Origin of the sequence: Halococcus salsus, from assembly GCF_009900715.1 — an archaeon.
Taxonomy (GTDB): Archaea; Halobacteriota; Halobacteria; order Halobacteriales; family Halococcaceae; genus Halococcus; species Halococcus salsus.
This window is the reverse complement of the sequence record NZ_JAAAJC010000004.1, coordinates 152,673-171,134: the sequence shown is the minus strand read 5'-3', so window position 1 is coordinate 171,134 and position 18,462 is coordinate 152,673. Positions and strand designations below refer to the sequence as shown.

The window sequence follows — 18,462 nt, the reverse complement described above, 5'->3', positions numbered from 1 at the left end:
CCTGCAGTACGTCGTAGTGGTTCTATTTCGATGCGGGTATTTAACCCCCACGAAACACCCGCCGCGTGGTTCGACCTCGGATCGGCCGCTTCCCAACCCTTATCGCTCGTCCGGCGCTACCCGCGCCATGAACGTATCCGACGTGCAGGACCTCCTCTCGAACGTCGAGGACCCGGATCTCGGTGACGACATCGTCTCGCTCGGCCTCGTCAACGACATCGAGGTTCGGGACGAGGTCGCGCACATCTCGCTCGCGCTCGGTGCGCCCTACTCGCCGAACGAAACCGCCATCGCGGGGCGGGTGCGCGAGGTCTGTGCCGACGCGGGTATCGAGGTCGACCTCACCGCGAGCGTCGAGCGGAGCCAGGACGTCCTGCCGGGCGTGAAGAACGTCATCGCGGTCGCGAGCGGGAAGGGTGGGGTCGGGAAGTCCACCGTCGCGGTGAACCTCGCCGCGGGGCTCTCGGAGATGGGGGCGCGCGTTGGGCTGTTCGACGCCGACATCTACGGCCCGAACGTTCCCCGGATGGTCAGGGCCGACCAGCGCCCACAGGCCACCCCGGAGGAGAAGATCGTCCCGCCCGAGAAGTACGGCATGAAGCTCATGAGCATGGACTTCCTCGTCGGTCAGGACGACCCCGTGATCTGGCGCGGCCCGATGGTCCACAAGGTCCTCACCCAGCTCTTCGAGGACGTCGAGTGGGGCGCGCTGGACTACATGGTGGTCGACCTGCCCCCGGGCACCGGCGACACCCAGCTCACCATGCTCCAGACCGTTCCGCTCGCCGGGGCCGTCATCGTCACCACGCCGCAGGACGTCGCCATCGACGACGCGCGGAAGGGCCTCGAGATGTTCGGCAAACACGAGACCCCCGTGCTGGGGATCGTCGAGAACATGAGCGGGTTCGTCTGCCCGGACTGCGGCGCAGAACACGACCTCTTCGGGAAGGGCGGCGGTCGCGCGTTCGCCGAGGAGGTCGAGATGCCGTTCCTCGGGGAGCTCCCGCTCGACCCCGCCGTTCGGGAGGGCGGCGACGGCGGTTCACCGGTCGTGCTCGACGAGGGCGACACCGCCGACGCCTTCCGGAACCTGACCGAGAACACCGCGAACAACGTCGGGATCGTCCACCGCAACCGACTGGTGACCGGTGACCGTGGTGAGCCGTCGACGCCGGACGCACCGTAACGCGACGGCGCACCCACGAAGTAGTCTCGTACGAACGGACCGACGCGACGGCGAAGCGGATCGATCTGGGCAACTCGGTTTCTTCAAGGGTCACTGAGTAGTCATCTTCCGTTCCAGATGGTGCGTAACGTGGCCCCAGCCGGTCTAACTGCTTTCCAGTCCGTCTACCGTCGCTATTGATGAGCTGTGACGACCAAGGGGGATCCATGGCCGCGCTCATCTACGTCGTCAGCCACTCGCTCGACGGCTACATCGCCGACGAGAACGGCAACTTCGACTGGTCGGAGCCGTCCGAGGACGCACACGCCTTCTTCGACGACCACCAGCGATCGGTCGGCACTTCCCTTCTCGGCCGTCGTATGTACGAGACGATGCGGGTGTGGGACACCGTCGTCCTCGACGACCTCCCCGCAGTCCAACGCGAGTTCGCCGAGGCGTGGCGGGCGACCGACAAAGTCGTCTACTCGACCACCCTGGACGCCGTGCCGGAATCGCGGACCCGACTGGAGCGGACGTTCGACGCCGACGCGATACGAACCATGAAAGCCCAGGCCGACCGCGACCTGTCTATCGGTGGGGCCGGACTCGCTGCCGAGGCCATCCAGGCAGGGCTGGTGGACCGCTATCGACTGCGCATCGTCCCGACGATCGTCGGCGGGGGAATCCGAGCCCTCCCCGATGGAGTGCGGGTCGACCTCGCTCTCGACACGACACGTCGGTTCGACGACGGCTCCGTTCTCGTCGACTATCGCCGCCGGTGACCGAGCCGGCATCGACGGACTCCGAAAAGCGGTTCGCGACCGTCAGTTGGCCGTCTCGGCGGTCCCGCGGGACCGGCCCGCGTCCTGGAGCTTCCCGATCCGCCAGCGGAGGACCGCGACCGTGATCAGCCCGACGACGAGCGCCCCGTTCATGATGTAGAGCGCGCTGGTGTAGCTTCCCGTGGATTCGAGGATCGCGGAGGCGAGCTGCGGTCCGGCCACCCCGGCGAATCCCCACGCCGTGAGCGCGTAGCCGTGGATCGCGCTGACCTCCTGGGTGCCGAAGAGGTCGCTGAGGTAGGCCGGGAGGCAGGCGAAGCCACCGCCGTAGCAGGTGATGACGAGGAAGATGAGCCCCGCGAGGAGCCAGACGCCCGCGACCTGTGGCATCACGAAGAAGGCGACGATCTGGATGGCGAAGAACGCCGCGTAGGTCGTCGTCCGGCCGATGTAATCCGACAGCGAGGCCCACACGATGCGGCCGCCGCCGTTGAAGATCCCGATGTAGCCGGTGATGAACGCCGCGGTCGTCGCGCTCGCACCGGCGATCTGCTGGAGCATCGGCGAGGCGAACGCGAGCAGCATGATCCCCGCGGAGACGTTGATGAAGACGATGAGCCAGACCATCCAGAACCGCGGCGAGGTGCGCGCCTCCTTCGCGGTGAGGTTGCTGATACCGTCGAGCGCGCTCTTCGCTTCCTCCTGGTTCTCCGGGGTGTCCTCTATCCCCTCGGGGAGCCAGCCCTCCGGCGGTTTGGCGAGATAGCTCGCGCCGGCGGCCATCAGGACGAGGTAGAGAACGCCGAGCGCGTAGAACGTCGTCGCGACGCCGACGGACTGGATGAGGTAGTTCCCGAGTGGACCGGTCAGCAGCGCCCCGGCACCGAAGCCCATCACCGCGAGGCCCGTCGCCATCCCGCGGCGGTCGGGGAACCACTCGACGAGCGTTCCGATCGGCGTGATGTAGCCGAGTCCGAGCCCCATCCCGCCGACGACCCCGAACGTGGCGAGGAACAGCGGGAGGCTCCCGAGCTGGACGCTGAGCCCCGATCCGACCATCCCGAGGCCGTACAGCACCGCCGCCGCCAGCCCGGATAACCGCGGGCCGTACTTCTCGACGTAGCTCCCGAGGAAGGCCGCCGTGATCCCGAGGACGAAGATCGCGATGGAGAACGCGGTCGTCACGCTCGACGTCCCCCACCCCTGGGCTTCGTTCAGCGGGATCTGGTAGATGCTGTACGCGTAAATGCTCCCGATCGAGAGGTGGATCGCGACGGCCGACGCGGCGATCAACCACCGGTTCTTGGTCGCCTCCGTTGATGACATCGACTATCGTGGAGGCTGGGGACCGTAATGATTTTCGATAACGGAAAAAGACCGTCGGTACACGCACACTCATGCCGCCTCGACGAGCCGCGATCGCTCCTCACGTCGGCTCGCTACGACGGGAACCGAAGCGGATGAGGAAACCGGTCGCGGGCGACCTTACTGGAAGGTCTGCCCGATCTCGGGTTCGTTGTTCGCGGGTTCGCCGGCGTTGAACCGGGACTCGATCTCCTCGTAGCGCTCCCTGGTCTCGGCGGTGACGCTCGGGTTGACCTCGTCGAGCGCCTGGTCGAAGTGCTCGACGCCGATCCGGACGTTGCCGACGTTGCCGACCAGGTCCTCGGGGTCGCTCATCTCGATGAGCTCGCGGGTCGCGGCCATCGCGGCCTCGCGGGTGACGGCCTCGATGTCCGCGCCGACGTAGCCCTCCGTTCGGCGCGCGAGGTCGGCGAGGTCGACGTCCTCGGCCAGCGGCTTGTTCCGGGTGTGAACCTCGAAGATAGCCTCCCGGCCCTCCTCGTCGGGCACCGGGACGTGGACGTGTCTGTCGAGCCGCCCAGGTCTGAGCAACGCGCTGTCGATCAGGTCCGGTCGATTCGAGGTCGCGATCACCACGACGTCCTCTAGCTCTTCGAGCCCATCGAGCTCGGTGAGGAGCTGCGAGACGACGCGCTCGCCGACGCCCGAATCGTTGGCGTGCTGGCCGCGCTCGCCCGCGATCGAGTCGATCTCGTCGAAGAACACGACCGTGGGTGCGTTCTCGCGGGCCTTCGAGAAGACCTCGCGGACGCCCTTCTCGGACTCGCCGACGAACTTGTTGAGGAGTTCGGGGCCCTTGATCGAGATGAAGTTCGATTGGGCCTCGTTGGCGACGGCCTTCGCGAGCAGGGTCTTCCCCGTGCCCGGCGGGCCGTACATCATCACGCCCTTCGCGGCGTTCATGTCCATCGCCTCGAACACCTCGGGGTAGTCGAGCGGCCACTGCACCGTCTCGCGGAGGCGTTCCTTGGTGTCTTCGAGCCCGCCGACGTTCTCCCAGCTGGTGTCGGGGACCTCGACGAACACCTCGCGGAGCGCGGACGGCTCGATGCCCTTCAGCGCGCTCTTCATGTCGTCGCGGGTGACCCGCAACGATTCGAGCACCTCGGCGTCGACCTCCTCCTCGTCGAGGTCGAGCTCGGGTCGAATTCGCCTGAGGGCGTTCATCGCCGACTCCTTCGCCAGCGATTCGAGGTCCGAACCGACGAACCCGTGGGTGTTCTCGGCGTAGGTGTCGAGGTCGATCCCCTCCTCCAGCGGCATCCCGCGCGTGTGGACCTGGAGGATCTCCTTTCGGCCTTCCTTGTCGGGCACGCCGATCTCGATCTCGCGGTCGAACCGGCCGCCGCGCCGGAGCGCGGGGTCGATCGCGTCCACGCGGTTGGTGGCGGCGATCACGGTGACCTGGCCGCGCTCTTCGAGCCCGTCCATCAGGCTGAGGAGCTGGGCGACGACCCGGCGCTCGACGTCACCCGAGGTGTCGTCGCGTTTGGGGGCGATCGAGTCGATCTCGTCGATGAAGACGATCGCGGGTTCGTTCTCCTCGGCCTCGTCGAAGATCTCCCGGAGCTGTTCTTCGGACTCGCCGTAGTACTTCGACATGATCTCGGGGCCCGAGATGGTCTCGAAGTGGGCGTCGATCTCGTTGGCGACCGCCTTCGCGATCAGGGTCTTGCCCGTGCCGGGCGGGCCGTGGAGCAGGACGCCCTTCGGCGGGTCGATGCCGAGCTGCTTGAAGAGCTCGGGGTGGCGCATCGGGAGCTCGATCATCTCGCGGACCTGTTCGAGCTCGCGGTCGAGGCCACCGATGTCCTCGTAGGTCACGGAGGGCGTGCTGGCGGTGTCGTCGCCGTCCTCGGAGACGATCTCCTCGGCGGGCTTCTCGCTGACCTCGATCGTGGTCGTGTCGGCGACGATCACGGTCCCGCTCGGGGACGTCTCCGCGACTCGCAGCGGAATGCGCTGGCCGGAGTTCCCCGAGAACGGCCCGAAGCCGAGCGAGAACGGGATCGTCTGGCCCTGCGTGATCGCCTGTCCCGAGAGCTTGTCCTGGATGTAGGGGCCGATGTTCCCCCGGATCCGAAGGTTCTGGGGCAGCGCCACCGTCACCGAGTCGGCCGGTTTGACGTCGGCCTTCTCGACGCTCACGCGGTCGTCGATGCCCACCTGGGCCTCGCCGCGGAGCTGGCCGTCGATACGGATCACGTCACGACCCTGGTCGTCGGGGTAGCCCGGCCAGACCCGCGCGATCGCGCGGCCGTCGCTCCCCTCGATCAGGATGTAGTCGCCGTTCTCGAGCCCGAGCTCCTCCATCGCGGCGCGGTCGACGGCCGCGAGGCCGCGGCCCGCGTCCTTCTGCTTCAGCGGTTTGACTGAGAGCTTCATGTTATCGCGCCACCTCGACGGTAAGCACGCCGTTGTTGATGGTCGCTTCGGCCGATCCGGCTTCCCGGATCTCGAAGTCCGCCTGCTCGTCGCCGTGGACGAGCATCACGGTGCCGTCGACGATGTCGACCGTGATATCGTCGGCAGGGCCGAGGTCGGCGGCGTACACCACCCGGTCGGCGTACTCGTATCGCCGGAGTACGTCGTCCCGGTCGTCGAACTGCTGGAGTGTTGGTGTCATCCTAACCTCTGGTTAGTACTACTAGTATTTAAAACTTCCTCCGAAAGCGGGGTGCAACGCGACGAATTCCACGGATCGGTTGTGTTGTGGTTCAGGCTCGATCGAACTTGAGACTATCGCCCCGACGACGGGTTTTTGCGGCGTGGCTGGCTGGTGTGGGTGTGAGCTTCGAGGACGAACTCGCCCGCGCCCGCGACCTCGACACGTCGAAATTGGCCGATGCCATCGAGACGATGGGATTCGAGTGCACCCGCTGTGGGGCGTGCTGTAAGGCCGCCGACGGACCCGACGGCCACGAGGACCACACCGCCACGGTCTTCCCCGACGAGGTGCGCGACCTCCAAGACGCGACCGGTCGGGAGTGGCGCGACGTCGCCCGCCCGATGCCGTACGGAGTCGAACCCGGTCCCGACGGCCCGACGGGCGAGACCTTCGAGTGGGCGCTCGAAACCACCGGCTGTGGTGACTGTAGCTTCTACACCGAACGGGATGGAACGGGTGCGTGTACCGTCCACGAGGACCGCCCGCTGATCTGTCGGACCTACCCGTTCAGCGTCGCGCTCGACGGGACGAACCAGCCGATGGGTGCAGCGGTCGATCGAGTCGGCGCGGTGCGCGCCCACGAGTGCGAGGGGCTCGGACGCGACATCGACCGCGCGGACGCCGAGGCGCTCGCGGGCGCGCTCAAGACCCGCGCGGTCCGCGAACTCGAGGAGGCGATCGCGGTCCAGGACCGGTACGAACCCGCCCCCGACGCCGACGGTGTGGTGGTCCACGATTCGGAGGGCGCGAAACGACCCGACGGGACGCGGCTCGACGGCGAAGACGAACGGGCCTCCGACGAGTAGCGGGACGTTTATTCGATGCCCGATGGTACGACCGACTCGATGAACGACACACACGGCATCGGCGAGACCCCCTCCTGTCCGTCCTGTGGTTCGGGCGACGTCGAACGTATCGAGGGCGGTGCCGCCGGCATCTACCGCTGTGCGAACTGTGACGAGGAGTTCGACGCGAACGACGACGACGACCACGCCAAAAGCGAGCCCGGCCAGGAGAACTGAGGCGGCCGGCCGCCGACTCGTCGGTGTACGTACGAAGCGCCCTGACCGCAACGGACGACCTACTCGATTATCTCGCCCACCGCGAAGTTGGATTTCACTTCGGTGACCTCGACCTTGACCTGTTCGCCGACCTCCGCTCCGGGGACGATGATGACGTAGCCCCGCTCGACGCGGGCGATACCGTCGCCCTGCTTGCCGATGTCCTCGACCTCGACGTAGCGCATCTCGCCGACGTCGACCGGCGGCTGTGGCTCGGTCGAGGGGCGGTTCGACGACGACGATGACCCGCTCGTCCCGCTCTCGACCGACTCGCGCGAGATCAGCGCCACGCGATAGGTCTCACCCGTCTCGATCGAACCGGTATCGACCTCGCGCCGCGGCACCTCGACGGTGTAGGTGTCGCCGGTCTCGGAGACATCAGCGTTGAACAGACACAGGAGTTTATCAGAGATTTCCATCACGTAGTGCTCCGTTCGCGTCTCTGGAGCGGAGGACCAAAGAACTACCGCTCACCGACGAGCCCGAAAACGAGGGCTCGAGGGCGTTACCCGCACGTACCATCCCCCGGAGCTCGGAACGACCTCGCGGCCCACGACCATCGCCTCGACCGTTCCATGAGGACGAAAACCGACGGACGGCGGCCGGATTACCCCACCGTACCAAACCCCGTATGTACGCCGCCTCGGTAGAGAGACTATGGGCGCTACCACCGCGGCGATGCCCGCTCTCAGCGAGAAACAGCGACGGATCTTCGAGTACCTCCGCGAGCACGTGGCCACACGAACCTACTTCAAGTCCCGCCTCATCGGCGAGGCGGTCGGGCTCTCGGCGAAGGAGGTCGGTACCAACATGACCGCGATCCAGAACTCCGACGGGCCGCTCTCGGTCGAGAAGTGGGGCTACTCCTCCAGCACCACTTGGAAGGTCACCAGGTGAACCGAACTATCCGTCGACGCTGATGTACCGGTCGGCCTCGCGCGCGAACTGGAGCGTCGCGACGTCGAACGAGTTGGCGTATCGAACGAGCAGCGTCAACAGGAGCTCCGGACGGACGAGCGCGTAGCCCTCGCCACGCGAGAGCACCCCCGCATCCTCGAGGTCGGCGGCGTGTTTGCTCACCGTCGGCCGCGAGACCCCGAGGTCGGTGGCGAGGTCGCTCGCGCTCGCGTCGGGGTCGCGAAGCAGCGCGATCACCATTCCCCGTGGCGTCTCCCGACGGAGGACGCCGAGCGCGACCTTCTCGAACGCGTCGAACTCCCGGGCGGGGAAGTACCGTCGGTAGTCGCCGTCGCGGTCGCTCTCGACGACCGCGTCGTTTTCGAGCCGCCGGAGGTGGTGTTGGGTCTCGCCGGTTCCAAGCTCGAGGTCGTCACGAACCTTCGAGAAGTGCGCGCCCGGCGTCGCCGCGAGGTAGCCCGTGATGGCGTCGCGGGCGTCGCTCTCGTCGTCTTCGTCCCTGTCGGCGAGGCGCGCGAGCGGCCCGACCGCCCCGACGGCGGCGAACCGCCGGAGCGTCGCGCGTTTTCCCTCGTCGACCTCGGGGTCGCCCATTGGTACTGCCTCGGGATAGGCAGATAAAACGGCTTTGACTGTGTGCGCGTCGACTCAGTTCGTCTCGGGTTCGAGTTCCTCGTCGCTCGCCTCGGTCGAGTCGGGCCCCGATCCGGTCCCCGTCGGCTCGTCCATCTCGGCGATGACGTCGTCGGGGTCCTGGATGTCGGTGGTGGCCTTGCCGGTCTTGATGGCTTCGGCCTCCTGTTCCATCTCCTCGACATCGAGTTCGGCCTCCTCGTCGATGTTGCCGAGGATCTCGTCGATGTTGTCGAGCCCGATGAGTTCGCGTGTCTCGGCGTCGAAGTCGAGGCTCTGGAGGTCGTCGTTGCTCTCGGTGACGTCGCTGCCGGGGAGGTGTTTGCCGTACCGCCCGAGCATCGAGGTCAGCTCCTGGGGCAGCACGAACGTCGTGGACTCGCTTTCGCCCATCGACTGGAGGGTCTCCATCCCGCGCTCGATGACCGCGCGTTCGCCCATCGACTCGGCGGACTTCGCCCGGAGCACCGTCGAGACCGAGTCACCCTGGGCCTCGAGGATCTGGCTCTGCTTTTCACCCTGGGCGCGGATGATGTTCGACTGCTTCTCACCCTCGGCGCTCTCGACCGCGCTCCGGCGTTCACCCTGGGCTTCGAGGATCATCGCACGGCGACGGCGCTCGGCGGAGGTCTGCTGTTCCATCGCCTGCTGGACGTCGGGCGAGGGGTTGACCTCCCGGACCTCGACCGACTCGACCCGCACACCCCACTCGTCGGTCGGCTCGTCGAGGTCCCGTCGAATGCGGCTGTTGATCTCCGAGCGCTTGCTCAGCGTGTCGTCGAGGTCCATGTCGCCGAGCACGGCGCGGAGGGTGGTCTGTGCGAGGTTCGAGACCGCGCGCTTGTAGTCGTCGACTTCGAGGAAGGCCTTCTTCGCGTCCATGACCTTGATATAAACGACTGCGTCGGCGGTCACCGGCGAGTTGTCGCGGGTGATCGCCTCCTGACGGGGGACGTCGAGGGTCTGGGTCCGCATGTCGAACGGGTAGGTGTTGCTGACGAACGGCGGCACGAAGCTGATGCCGGGTTCGAGGAGTTTTCGGTAGTCACCGAGCACCGTCAGCGCGCGTTTCTCGTACGCGTTGACGATCTCGATCGAGCTGTAGACGGTTGCGACCGCGACCAGCAGGAGGAGCAGGACGACGATGGCCGGGAGGAGAGCGCCGACCTGCAGCGGTTCGAGTAGCATCTCGCTCTGAATGTCAGAATCTCGGAAGCATAAGCGTTCCGACGGTGTTCATCGCCGCCCTCTCAAGCGGTCTCGCGCTCGCGCTCGTCGGCCGACTCCTCGTGCCCGCGGGCCAGCGCCCGGTCGATCTCGTCGTCCTCGATCATCGAGAGCGACTCGACGGTCACCACGTTGCCCCCGCCGGGGTCGGTGACCAGCACCTCCTCGCCCTCCTCGATCTCCCGGTCGAGCGCCCGGGCGGCGTAGTAGGGGTTGAAGCCCCCCTCGTCGAGTTTGACCTCGCCGCTGCTGTGGGTGATGCGTTCGGTAGCGCGCCCGGTCTTGCCCCGGAGCGCCGACGAGTCGCTCGTCCGGCCCGACCCCTTCCCGCCGTAGAAGTCGAACTCCCGGTAGACGTAGAACGCCGCCGCGCCGCTCGCGATCACGACCGGCGCGAGCACCGCCGCGAGGAACACCGGGGCGAGGAAGGTGCCGAGCGCCAGTCCGACGATGCCCGCGGTCAAGAGCGCGACGCCGAGTACCATCAGGTGCCCGCCGGGTGCCAACGCCTCCGCACCGACCAGTGCGAGCCCACAGATCAGGAGTACGAGCGGGAGCTGGTCCAAGACGAGCTCGGTCACCTGGAGGGGCAGCGAACCGAGGACCGCAGCCACGGCCGCGGTCCCGAGCGCCGGTATCATACTGAACCCAGGGCGGCTGTGCGATTAACTGTTGGGGACGGGTCAGACCCCGAGCAGGATCAACAGCGCCAGCGCGACCCCGAACACCACGAACAGCGCGTTCTCGAAGCTCGGCGACTCGGGTTCGATCTCCCGCCGAGTCTGCGCGTCGCCGAAGACGTCCGTGGCTTCGCCCGCGTCGCTCTCTTCGGGGTCTTCGAAGTCCTCGACTGAGTACTTCCACTCGTCGTCGTCCGCCATGGCTCGGCTACGAACCCGAAACGGAAGTGCGTACCGCCCTCGCCCGACATCCCTCCGGAGACCGTCGGTCCGACCCGACTACCGGATCTTCGTCCCCGGCGGGCTGTCGGCGTGGGTGGTGAGCAGGTCCGCGTCCTCGCCCGCCGCGAGGACCATGCCGTTGCTCTCGACACCGAACAGTTCGGCCTTCTCGATGTTCGCGAGCACCACCACCCGGGTTCCGGGCAGCGCGTCGAGGTCGTGGAGCTGTTTGATGCCCGCGACGATCTGGCGGGTCTCGGCACCCAGATCCACCTCCAGCCGTGCGAGGTCGTCCGCGCCCTCGATCCCCTCGGCGTGCTCGACCTCGCCCACTCGAACGTCGAGTTCGCCGAACGCCTCGAACCCGATCCGGTCGTCGGCGAGCGGTTCGATAGCGATGTCCTCCGATTCGTCGTCGGATGTCTCCTCGTCCGCCGATTCGTTGGCATCCGTCGTGTCCGAACTCTCGCTGGCCGCCGCGATCTGGGCTTCCAAACGCTCGTTGAGTTCGGCGACACGGTCGTCGTCGATCCCCTCGAACGGTTCTGTGGGTGCGTCGAAGGTTTCGGAGGGCGCGTCGAGCGCCGCCCCGACGCCGACCTCGTGGACGGAGCCCGACTCGTCGAGCTGGTCCCAGAGCCGTTCGGCGGTGCCGGGCATGATCGGCTCCGAAAGCACCACGACGGCCTTCGCGATCTGGACACAGTCGCGGATCACGTCGGCTCGTTCGGGGTCGTCGAGGTTCCACGGCTCGTGGCCCTGGATGTACTCGTTGCCGAACTGGGCGAGTTTGACGGCCGACTGCCCGACCGCCCTGACCGAGTAGTTGTTGACGCCCGCCCGGAAGTCCTCGATGGCGTCCTCGATGCGGTCCTCGACTTCCGCGGAGACGTCGGCGTCGGGCGTCCCGTCGTAGTTACGGTGGGCGAACAGCAGCGACCGATAGAGGAAGTTCCCGACCGTGCCGACGAGCTCGCCGTTGACCCGCTCGGCGAAGCGCTCCCACGAGAAGTCGATGTCCTGTTGGAAGCCGCTGCCGGTGGCGATGTAGTACCGATAGAGGTCGGGGTCGAACCCTTCGTCCAGATAGTCGTCGACCCAGACCGCGCGATCTCGGCTGGTCGAGAACCCCTTACCGTCGAGGTTGACGAACCCGCTCGCGAGCACCGCGCGGGGTTCGTTGTAGTCGACGCCGTGGAGCATCGAGGGCCAGAAGACGGTGTGGTGCTGGATGATGTCGCGGCCGATGACGTGGACGAGCTCGCCCTCCTCCTGCCAGGGTTCCTCCCAGTCGAACTCCTCCCGTCCGACGCGTTCGGAGTAGGCCTTCGTGCTCGACACGTACTCGACCGGGGCATCCACCCAGACGTAGAGCACGAGCTCCTCCTTGCCGGGGTACTCGATCCCCCAGTCGAGGTCGCGCGTGATACACCAGTCCTGGAGTTCGCCCTCGATCCACTCGCGGGGCTGGTTCCTCGCGTTCGCGGTGCCTTCCAGTCGGTCGATGAACTCGGTGAGATAGTCCTGGAAGTCCGAGAGCCGGAGGAACTCGTGTTCGCGGGTGCGGTACTCGGCGGGGTTCCCCGTGACCACGCTGGTCGGGTCCTCGATCTCGCCGGGTTCGAGGTGGCGGCCACAGCCCTCGTCGCACTCGTCGCCGCGGGCGTGCTCGCCGCAGTACGGGCAGGTCCCCTCGACGTACCGGTCGGGCAGGGGCTGGTCGGCCTCGGGGTCCCATGCGACCTCGATCTCCTGTTCGTAGATGTGGCCGCCCTCGTCGAGTTCGCCGACGAACGCCTGGGTGAGTTCGACGTTGGTCTCCTCACGGGTGTGACCGTAATTGTCGAACTCGATGTCGAACTTCGGGAAGGTTTCTTGATACTTCTCGTGGTGCCGGAGCGCGAACTCCTCGGGGCTGACGCCCTCCTCCCAGGCGTTGACCGCGACGGGGGTGCCGTGCATGTCCGATCCGGAGACGAACGCGGTCTCCTGGCCGAGTTTGCGGAGCGAGCGCGCCAGCGCGTCGCCGCCGACGTAGGTTCGGAGGTGGCCGACGTGGAGGTCGCCGTTGGCGTAGGGCAACCCGCAGGTGACCACCGCGGGGTGGTCGGTGGGGAACGTCTCGTGGCTCATACGTGTCGATACCTCGATGCGGGCCTAAAGCCCGGCGTTTTGGGTTTCGTTGGTTTCATGGGTGTGGTGACTGGTGGTCGAAAACGATACGGGAGACGCGCCGCGGTTCACCGCCCCGGTGGCCGGTCCGTGCTACCGAACCGGCGGCGAGGGCCGACTCCACCCGGCGCTCCAGACCGTCGTGCGCATACCGAACTGGAACACCGGTTTCACGACGGGCACTCGTCGCGCTGGACGGATAAGGGTAGGTGGTCCGCCCCTCGCGTACGCGAGCGGGCCCCGAGACCCGGTCACCACCAGAACTCGAAGGCCACCCGGAACGTGGCGTAGGCACCGATCGTCGAGAGCACCGGGACGACGTTCTGCATCACGATCACCCGGCCGGTCGTGCCGGGGTCGAACAGTTCGCCGGCTTTCGCGACTCGCTCTGGTTCCTCCTCGCCGATCGCGGGGGCGTCCTCGCCCGGCTCGTCGACGGCCAGCGCGTCCACCGAGAGCGGTGGCGTCCGCTCGCGGCGAACCTCCGAGACGGCGACGGTGCGGGTCGCTCGTCCCCAGCCCAGCCCGACGATCGACATCGTCGCGATGATGACGAACGAGGCGGGGATGCCGATCGCGGAGAGACCGATCACGATACCCGAGGAGATCACCGCGACGACGATGGCCGCGGTCAGCGGGAGCGTCGTGATGTCGTTGCCGAGCGTGTCGAGCGTTCGGCGGGCGATCGTGAACGCCCCGATGGTGACCGCGACACCGCCGAGTACCATCAACGGGTCCAGCGCGACGCCGGCCCCGTACAGCGGCGCGACCGCGTTCGCCATGTTCGACGTCCCCGCCGAGAACGCCATGACACACGCGATGGCGACGACGACGACCGTGCCCGCCAGCTCCCGGACGGTGGTGTTCGTCCCCCGCCGTGGCACCGGGACCGTCCCCGACCGATCGAGTTCGAGCAGGGCCCCCTCGGTCGTCGTGACCGCGATCCAGCTGTTGATCCTGGGATAGAAGTACCGACCGACCACCATCGAGGTCCAGAACCCCACGAGCGGGGCGACGATCCACCAGACCGCTATCTCGCCCATCACGGCCCAGTCGAGTTCGTTCGTTGCGATCCCGAGTCCGGCGATCGCCCCGACGGCCGTCATCGACGTCGAGGCGGGGGCCCCGGAGTAGTTCCCGACGAACAGCGCGCCGCCGATGAAGAACAACACCACGATGCTGGTCTCGATCGTGAAGACCCCGGGGTCGGTCAGGAGGTCCTGACCCAGGGTGTCCACGACCCGTCGACCGACGGTCCACGCGCCGAGGAAGAAGAAGACCGACATCAGCGCCGCCGCGGCGACCTTCGAGAGCACCCCCGCACCGACGGCCGGACCGAACGCTGGGCCGGTGTTCGCACCGCCGATGTTGTAGCCGACGAAGAGCGCGACGACGAGACCAACCACCAGAAGAGGTTCGACCATAGTCTATGAAGAGGCGAGTCCAGCTTATAACGGTGCGCTCGTCGACCGACGATCGTTCCCGCTCGGCGTAGTTCGAGATCCTCGCCACCGGACCGTGGATCCGGCGGCCCGGGAACCGATGTCGGGCGGTTCACGGTACACCTATCCCTGCAACCGTTCATAGTGTGTCTATGAACCCGAATCGCGTCGATTCGATCGTGGACCTCACCTACGGCGTGCTGATCTTCGCCGCGATAGCCCTGATCCTCACGGTCGGCACCGGCGTCGGTGTCGCGTTCGGACTGGGCGTGCTCGTCTCCTATGCGATCCACGTCGGGTGGAAGATGGCCCGGTTCGACCCGTACTGGATGACCGGGGAGGTCGACGAGCAGGTCGAAGAGACGGTCTCGGAGGAGGTCGGTCAGCGATTCGAGGAGACGGTCTCGGAAGAGGTCGACCGACGGGTCGAGGAGACGGTTTCGGAGGAAGTCGACCGACGAGTCGAAGAGACGGTTTCGGAAGAAGTCGACCGACGGGTCGAAGAGACAGTTTCGGAGGAAGTCGACCAGCGGGTCGAGGAGACGGTCTCAGAGGAGGTCGGCGAGGTCACGAAGCGGGTCGAGGAAGTGAACGAGCGCATCGACCGGCGACCGCGCGAGGACGAGGTCGAGGGGAAGATCAGCGAACTGACCGACGAGGACGACGAGCGCGAGGACAGCGGGTCGAACTGACTCGGAGATGGAGTCGGTCGGCCGGTCCCGCGGCGACGAACCCGCACCGCTCGGTCGCCTGGCTGGAGAGCCACATCGCTCGATCCCTCATCCGGAAACGATCCGGCGGAGACCGGTAACGAGGAAGCCGGCCCCGCCGACGGACAGCACCGCGGTGATCGCGTAGACGAACGGCGTGAGCGGTTCGACCGGATACAGGAACAGGAAGAACGACGCGCCGCCGAAGAGGAGCAGGGCGATACCGAGTGAGACGACGCCGAGTGTTCGAGTGTGCTCACCATCGGCCATAGGGGAACGAGTGCCGATGCCCTAATCCGGGTTGCGATACGCGCGTCCCCGGGGGACCCGTGTTCGCCCGCTACCCCCGTCCGCCGAATCGGCGTGAGAACGGACGGACGAAGCGGGGTTTCACGGCGAGAAGGGGATGGAGGCTTCACAGCGAGAAGAACGGTGCGAGCACGCCCGCGACCACAAGCAGCCGGCCCACGCTGCCGACGAAGGTCGCGGCCGCGAACTTCGCGTAGTCCTCCTCGAGCACGGTGAAGGCGTAGATCGAGATCGTGTCCGGAAAGAAGGGGACACAGAGCGCGAGCGCGAGCCCGAGGTAGCCGTACTGTCTGGCGAGTTCGACCGTCCGGCGCTCGGACCACTCCACGATGTCGAAGCGCGACTCCCGGAGCCGGTCGATGACCGGACCGGACTGGCGTTTTGCCTCCTGACCGAGCGCGAAGGCGGCGACGCTGCCGGCGGCCTTGCCGAGCCCGCTCACGACGATCACGATGGCGAGGTCGACGGTGCCCGAGAAGCCGAACCCGAGCCCCGACTGGGCCGCGAGGAGGACGACCTCGCTCGGCAGCGGCAGGGCGATCGCGATGAGAAACGAGTAGACCGCGACGATCACCAACCCGAACGGCCCCGAGGCGGTCTCGACCGCGTGTTCGAGACCACCGAACTGGAGGACGTGTCCAGCGAGAATCGGCAGGACGACCGGCGGGAGGTACGTCACGGGCGACTCTGGGTATCTGTCGCACCTAAGTGTGGTGTTCCGAGGCGGAACGTGCGCTCACGGATCGCGGAACCGCACGAGCCGCGGGGTCGGTCTATCGGACGGTGTCGAGAACGAGCTTCTGCTCGACGCGCTTGACCTCGTGCTGGACGTCGCGGACGGCGTCGATGTTCGCGGAGATCGACGAGACGCCCTCGTTGACGAGGAACTTCACCATCTGTGGTTTCGAGCCGGCCTGTCCACAGATACTGGTCGAGACGTCGTGCTCGCGACAGGTCGCGATCGTCTGGCCGATGAGTTCGAGCACCGCCGGATGGAGTTCGTCGAACCGGTCGGCGACCTGGCCGTTGTTGCGGTCCACCGCGAGGGTGTACTGCGTGAGGTCGTTGGTACCGAACGAGGCGAAGTCGATGCCCGCGTCGGCCATCTGCTCGATGCAGAGCGCGCTCGCCGGCGTCTCGACCATCACACCCCACGACCGCTTCTCGGGGTCGATACCCACCTCTTCGAGCAGGTTTCGCCCCCGGATCACGTCCTCGACGTCGTTGACGAGCGGGAACATCACTTCGACGTTGTCGTAGCCCATACCGTAGAGCCGGCGGAAGGCTTCGAGCTCGTGGACGAAGACGTCGGGCCGGTCGAGGCTCCGGCGGATGCCGCGATAGCCGAGCATCGGGTTGTGTTCGTTGGGCTCGTCGTCGCCGCCCTCCAGCTGTCGGAACTCGTCGGTGGGCGCATCGAGGGTTCGAACCCGGACGGGGCGGGGGTAGAACTCGTCGGCCACGCCCTGGATCCCCTGGACGATCTCCTCGATGTAGGCGTCCTCACCGTGGTCGTTGATGTACTTCTCGGGGGTCTTGCCCGTCGAGAGGATCATGTGTTCCATCCGGAGCAGCCCCACCCCGTCGGCACCCGTCGCGGCGGCGCGTTCGGCGGCCTCGGGGATCGAGACGTTGACCTTCACCTCGGTCGCGGTCATCGGTTTGACGGGGGCCTGCGGGCGGACCTCCTCGACCGCGTCGCGCTCGTCGGTGGTGGCCGCGCCCTCACGGATGGTGCCCTTGTCGCCGTCGATCGTGATCCGCCGGCCGTCCTCGAGCTCGTCGGTGGCCGTGCTGGTGCCCACGACGGCGGGCACCCCGAGCTCGCGCGAGACGATCGCGGCGTGGGAGGTCATCCCGCCCTCGTTGGTGACGATCCCGGCGGCGCGCTTCATCGCGGGCACCATGTCCGGGGTCGTCATCTCGGTGACGATCACGTCGCCTTCGCCCACCTTGTCGAGCTGGTCGAGCTCGCTGACGACCGCCACGTCCCCGCTCGCGGTCCCCGGGCTCGCACCCAGCCCGGTCAGGATGACGTCGCTCCCGGAGCCGTTCGACTCCGACTGGGTCGCGACACCGCTGCCGTCGGCGACGCCCGCCTGGCTCTCCCCGGAGTCGGCGATGGTCGTGATCGGCCGGGACTGGAGCATGAACACCTCGCCGTCGATGATCGCCCACTCCACGTCCTGGGGGTCGCCGTAGTGGCCCTCGACCTGCTCGCCGATCGCGACCAGACTCTCGATCTCGTCGTCGTCGAGCACCTGGGCCTCGCGTTTCTCGTCGGGCACCGGCTGCATCGCGGTCTCGCCGGTCTCGGGGTCCTTGACGCACATCGTCTTCTTGTCGGCGATCGTGGTCTCGACCACGTCGCTGGTCTCGCGGTCGATCCGGTAGTTGTCGGGCGAGACCTCGCCCGCGACGACCGCCTCGCCGAGCCCCCAGGCCGCCTCGACGATGACCTCGGGTGCCCCGGTCGAGGGGTGTGAGGTGAACATGACCCCGCTCTTCTCGGCGTCGACCATCCGCTGGACGACGACGGCGATGTCGACGGCACGGTGTTCGAAGCCCTGCTGTTCGCGGTAGTAGATCGCCCGCTGGGTGAACAGCGAGGCCCAGCACTCCTTCACCCGCTCGACGAGGTCGTCGCGGGTGACGTTGAGGAAGGTCTCCTGTTGCCCCGCGAACGAGGCGTCGGGGAGGTCCTCCGCCGTGGCCGACGACCGGACGGCGACGAACGCCTCCTCGAACTCCCCGCCGTCGAGGTCGCCGTAGGTTTCGAGGATCTCTTCTTTCAACTCCTCGGGCATCTCGGTCCCGAGGATGAGCTCCTCGGCGCGCTCGGCCGCCGCCGCGAGCGCGCTCGAATCGTCGGAGTCGACGTCGACCGCCGCGAAGAGGTCGTCGTCGATGCCGGTCTCCTCGATGAACGAGCGATACGTCCCTGCCGTGACGACGAAGGCCGGTGGCACGGGCAGGCCGGCCCCCGCGAGCTCGCCGAGCGACGCCCCCTTGCCGCCGACGGCGTCGATGTCGTCCTTGCCGACCGCGTCGAGCCAGAGTACTGCCATCGTGGATCGTTACTCACTGACGTCGATAAAGAAGGTTCCG

19 protein-coding genes are annotated in these 18,462 nt (G+C 67.1%); 6 read left to right on the top strand and 13 right to left on the bottom strand.

Going from position 1 to position 18,462, the window contains the following annotated elements; all coding sequences use genetic code 11:
* Positions 1-127 precede the first annotated feature (127 nt).
* Positions 128-1,186 (top strand): Mrp/NBP35 family ATP-binding protein, encoded by a 1,059-nt coding sequence (locus GT355_RS12345; RefSeq protein WP_160134907.1) that lies wholly within the window; start codon positions 128-130, stop codon positions 1,184-1,186.
* Positions 1,187-1,365: 179 nt separating this feature from the next.
* On the top strand, positions 1,366-1,947 hold the full coding sequence (locus tag GT355_RS12340; RefSeq protein ID WP_240145806.1) for a dihydrofolate reductase family protein: 582 nt from the start codon (positions 1,366-1,368) through the stop codon (positions 1,945-1,947).
* Positions 1,948-1,989: 42 nt separating this feature from the next.
* Here the strand turns inward: GT355_RS12340 and GT355_RS12335 are convergent, their stop codons facing one another.
* The 3 genes from GT355_RS12335 to GT355_RS12325 all read right to left on the bottom strand — a co-directional run bounded on the left by GT355_RS12335 (position 1,990) and on the right by GT355_RS12325 (position 5,938).
* The gene (locus GT355_RS12335; RefSeq protein ID WP_160134906.1) at positions 1,990-3,273 is read right to left on the bottom strand and encodes an L-lactate MFS transporter; all 1,284 of its coding nucleotides are present in this window, start codon (positions 3,271-3,273) and stop codon (positions 1,990-1,992) included.
* Positions 3,274-3,432: 159 nt separating this feature from the next.
* Positions 3,433-5,697: a CDC48 family AAA ATPase gene (locus tag GT355_RS12330; protein WP_120073495.1), complete on the bottom strand. Its 2,265-nt coding sequence runs from the start codon at positions 5,695-5,697 to the stop codon at positions 3,433-3,435.
* Position 5,698: 1 nt separating this feature from the next.
* The gene (locus tag GT355_RS12325; RefSeq protein WP_160134905.1) at positions 5,699-5,938 is read right to left on the bottom strand and encodes a DUF7127 family protein; all 240 of its coding nucleotides are present in this window, start codon (positions 5,936-5,938) and stop codon (positions 5,699-5,701) included.
* A gap of 161 nt (positions 5,939-6,099) precedes the next feature.
* On the opposite strand from GT355_RS12325, the gene GT355_RS12320 reads away from it, so the two are divergent.
* Complete coding sequence (locus GT355_RS12320; RefSeq protein ID WP_160134904.1) at positions 6,100-6,786, top strand: YkgJ family cysteine cluster protein; 687 nt, start codon at positions 6,100-6,102, stop codon at positions 6,784-6,786.
* Between the two features lie 39 nt (positions 6,787-6,825).
* Positions 6,826-7,002, top strand: a complete 177-nt coding sequence (locus GT355_RS12315) for a hypothetical protein (protein WP_233554001.1) — start codon at positions 6,826-6,828, stop codon at positions 7,000-7,002.
* A gap of 59 nt (positions 7,003-7,061) precedes the next feature.
* On the opposite strand, the gene GT355_RS12310 is transcribed toward GT355_RS12315, so the two are convergent.
* Entirely contained in the window at positions 7,062-7,460 is a 399-nt protein-coding gene (locus GT355_RS12310) for a TRAM domain-containing protein (RefSeq protein ID WP_120073502.1), read from the bottom strand.
* A gap of 238 nt (positions 7,461-7,698) precedes the next feature.
* Between GT355_RS12310 and GT355_RS12305 the strand changes: the two genes are divergently transcribed.
* Complete coding sequence (locus GT355_RS12305) at positions 7,699-7,938, top strand: DUF7123 family protein (protein WP_120073504.1); 240 nt, start codon at positions 7,699-7,701, stop codon at positions 7,936-7,938.
* Between the two features lie 6 nt (positions 7,939-7,944).
* Here the strand turns inward: GT355_RS12305 and GT355_RS12300 are convergent, their stop codons facing one another.
* From GT355_RS12300 to GT355_RS12275, 6 genes are all read right to left on the bottom strand, one after another.
* A complete protein-coding gene (locus GT355_RS12300) occupies positions 7,945-8,553 on the bottom strand; it encodes a winged helix-turn-helix transcriptional regulator (protein ID WP_160134903.1) in 609 nt (202 codons plus the stop codon).
* 54 nt (positions 8,554-8,607) lie between these two features.
* Positions 8,608-9,780 carry an SPFH domain-containing protein gene (locus tag GT355_RS12295; RefSeq protein ID WP_160134902.1) on the bottom strand — a complete coding sequence of 391 codons (1,173 nt, stop codon included), beginning with the start codon at positions 9,778-9,780 and terminating at the stop codon, positions 8,608-8,610.
* Positions 9,781-9,842: 62 nt separating this feature from the next.
* On the bottom strand, positions 9,843-10,460 hold the full coding sequence (locus GT355_RS12290) for an NfeD family protein (protein ID WP_160134901.1): 618 nt from the start codon (positions 10,458-10,460) through the stop codon (positions 9,843-9,845).
* Positions 10,461-10,502: 42 nt separating this feature from the next.
* The gene (locus GT355_RS12285; protein ID WP_120073512.1) at positions 10,503-10,700 is read right to left on the bottom strand and encodes a DUF7312 domain-containing protein; all 198 of its coding nucleotides are present in this window, start codon (positions 10,698-10,700) and stop codon (positions 10,503-10,505) included.
* A 78-nt stretch (positions 10,701-10,778) separates the two neighbouring features.
* Complete coding sequence (metG, locus tag GT355_RS12280; protein WP_160134900.1) at positions 10,779-12,854, bottom strand: methionine--tRNA ligase; 2,076 nt, start codon at positions 12,852-12,854, stop codon at positions 10,779-10,781.
* 290 nt (positions 12,855-13,144) lie between these two features.
* Positions 13,145-14,317, bottom strand: a complete 1,173-nt coding sequence (locus tag GT355_RS12275) for an inorganic phosphate transporter (RefSeq protein ID WP_160134899.1) — start codon at positions 14,315-14,317, stop codon at positions 13,145-13,147.
* A gap of 170 nt (positions 14,318-14,487) precedes the next feature.
* Here GT355_RS12275 and GT355_RS12270 point away from each other — a divergent pair, with 170 nt between their 5' ends.
* Entirely contained in the window at positions 14,488-15,027 is a 540-nt protein-coding gene (locus GT355_RS12270; RefSeq protein ID WP_160134898.1) for a hypothetical protein, read from the top strand.
* A gap of 87 nt (positions 15,028-15,114) precedes the next feature.
* Here the strand turns inward: GT355_RS12270 and GT355_RS12265 are convergent, their stop codons facing one another.
* The 3 genes from GT355_RS12265 to ppsA form a co-directional block, all read right to left on the bottom strand.
* Positions 15,115-15,315: a hypothetical protein gene (locus GT355_RS12265; protein WP_160134897.1), complete on the bottom strand. Its 201-nt coding sequence runs from the start codon at positions 15,313-15,315 to the stop codon at positions 15,115-15,117.
* Positions 15,316-15,460: 145 nt separating this feature from the next.
* Positions 15,461-16,033 (bottom strand): YqaA family protein, encoded by a 573-nt coding sequence (locus GT355_RS12260; RefSeq protein WP_160134896.1) that lies wholly within the window; start codon positions 16,031-16,033, stop codon positions 15,461-15,463.
* Between the two features lie 94 nt (positions 16,034-16,127).
* Entirely contained in the window at positions 16,128-18,422 is a 2,295-nt protein-coding gene (ppsA, locus tag GT355_RS12255; RefSeq protein ID WP_160134895.1) for a phosphoenolpyruvate synthase, read from the bottom strand.
* Positions 18,423-18,462 lie beyond the last annotated feature (40 nt).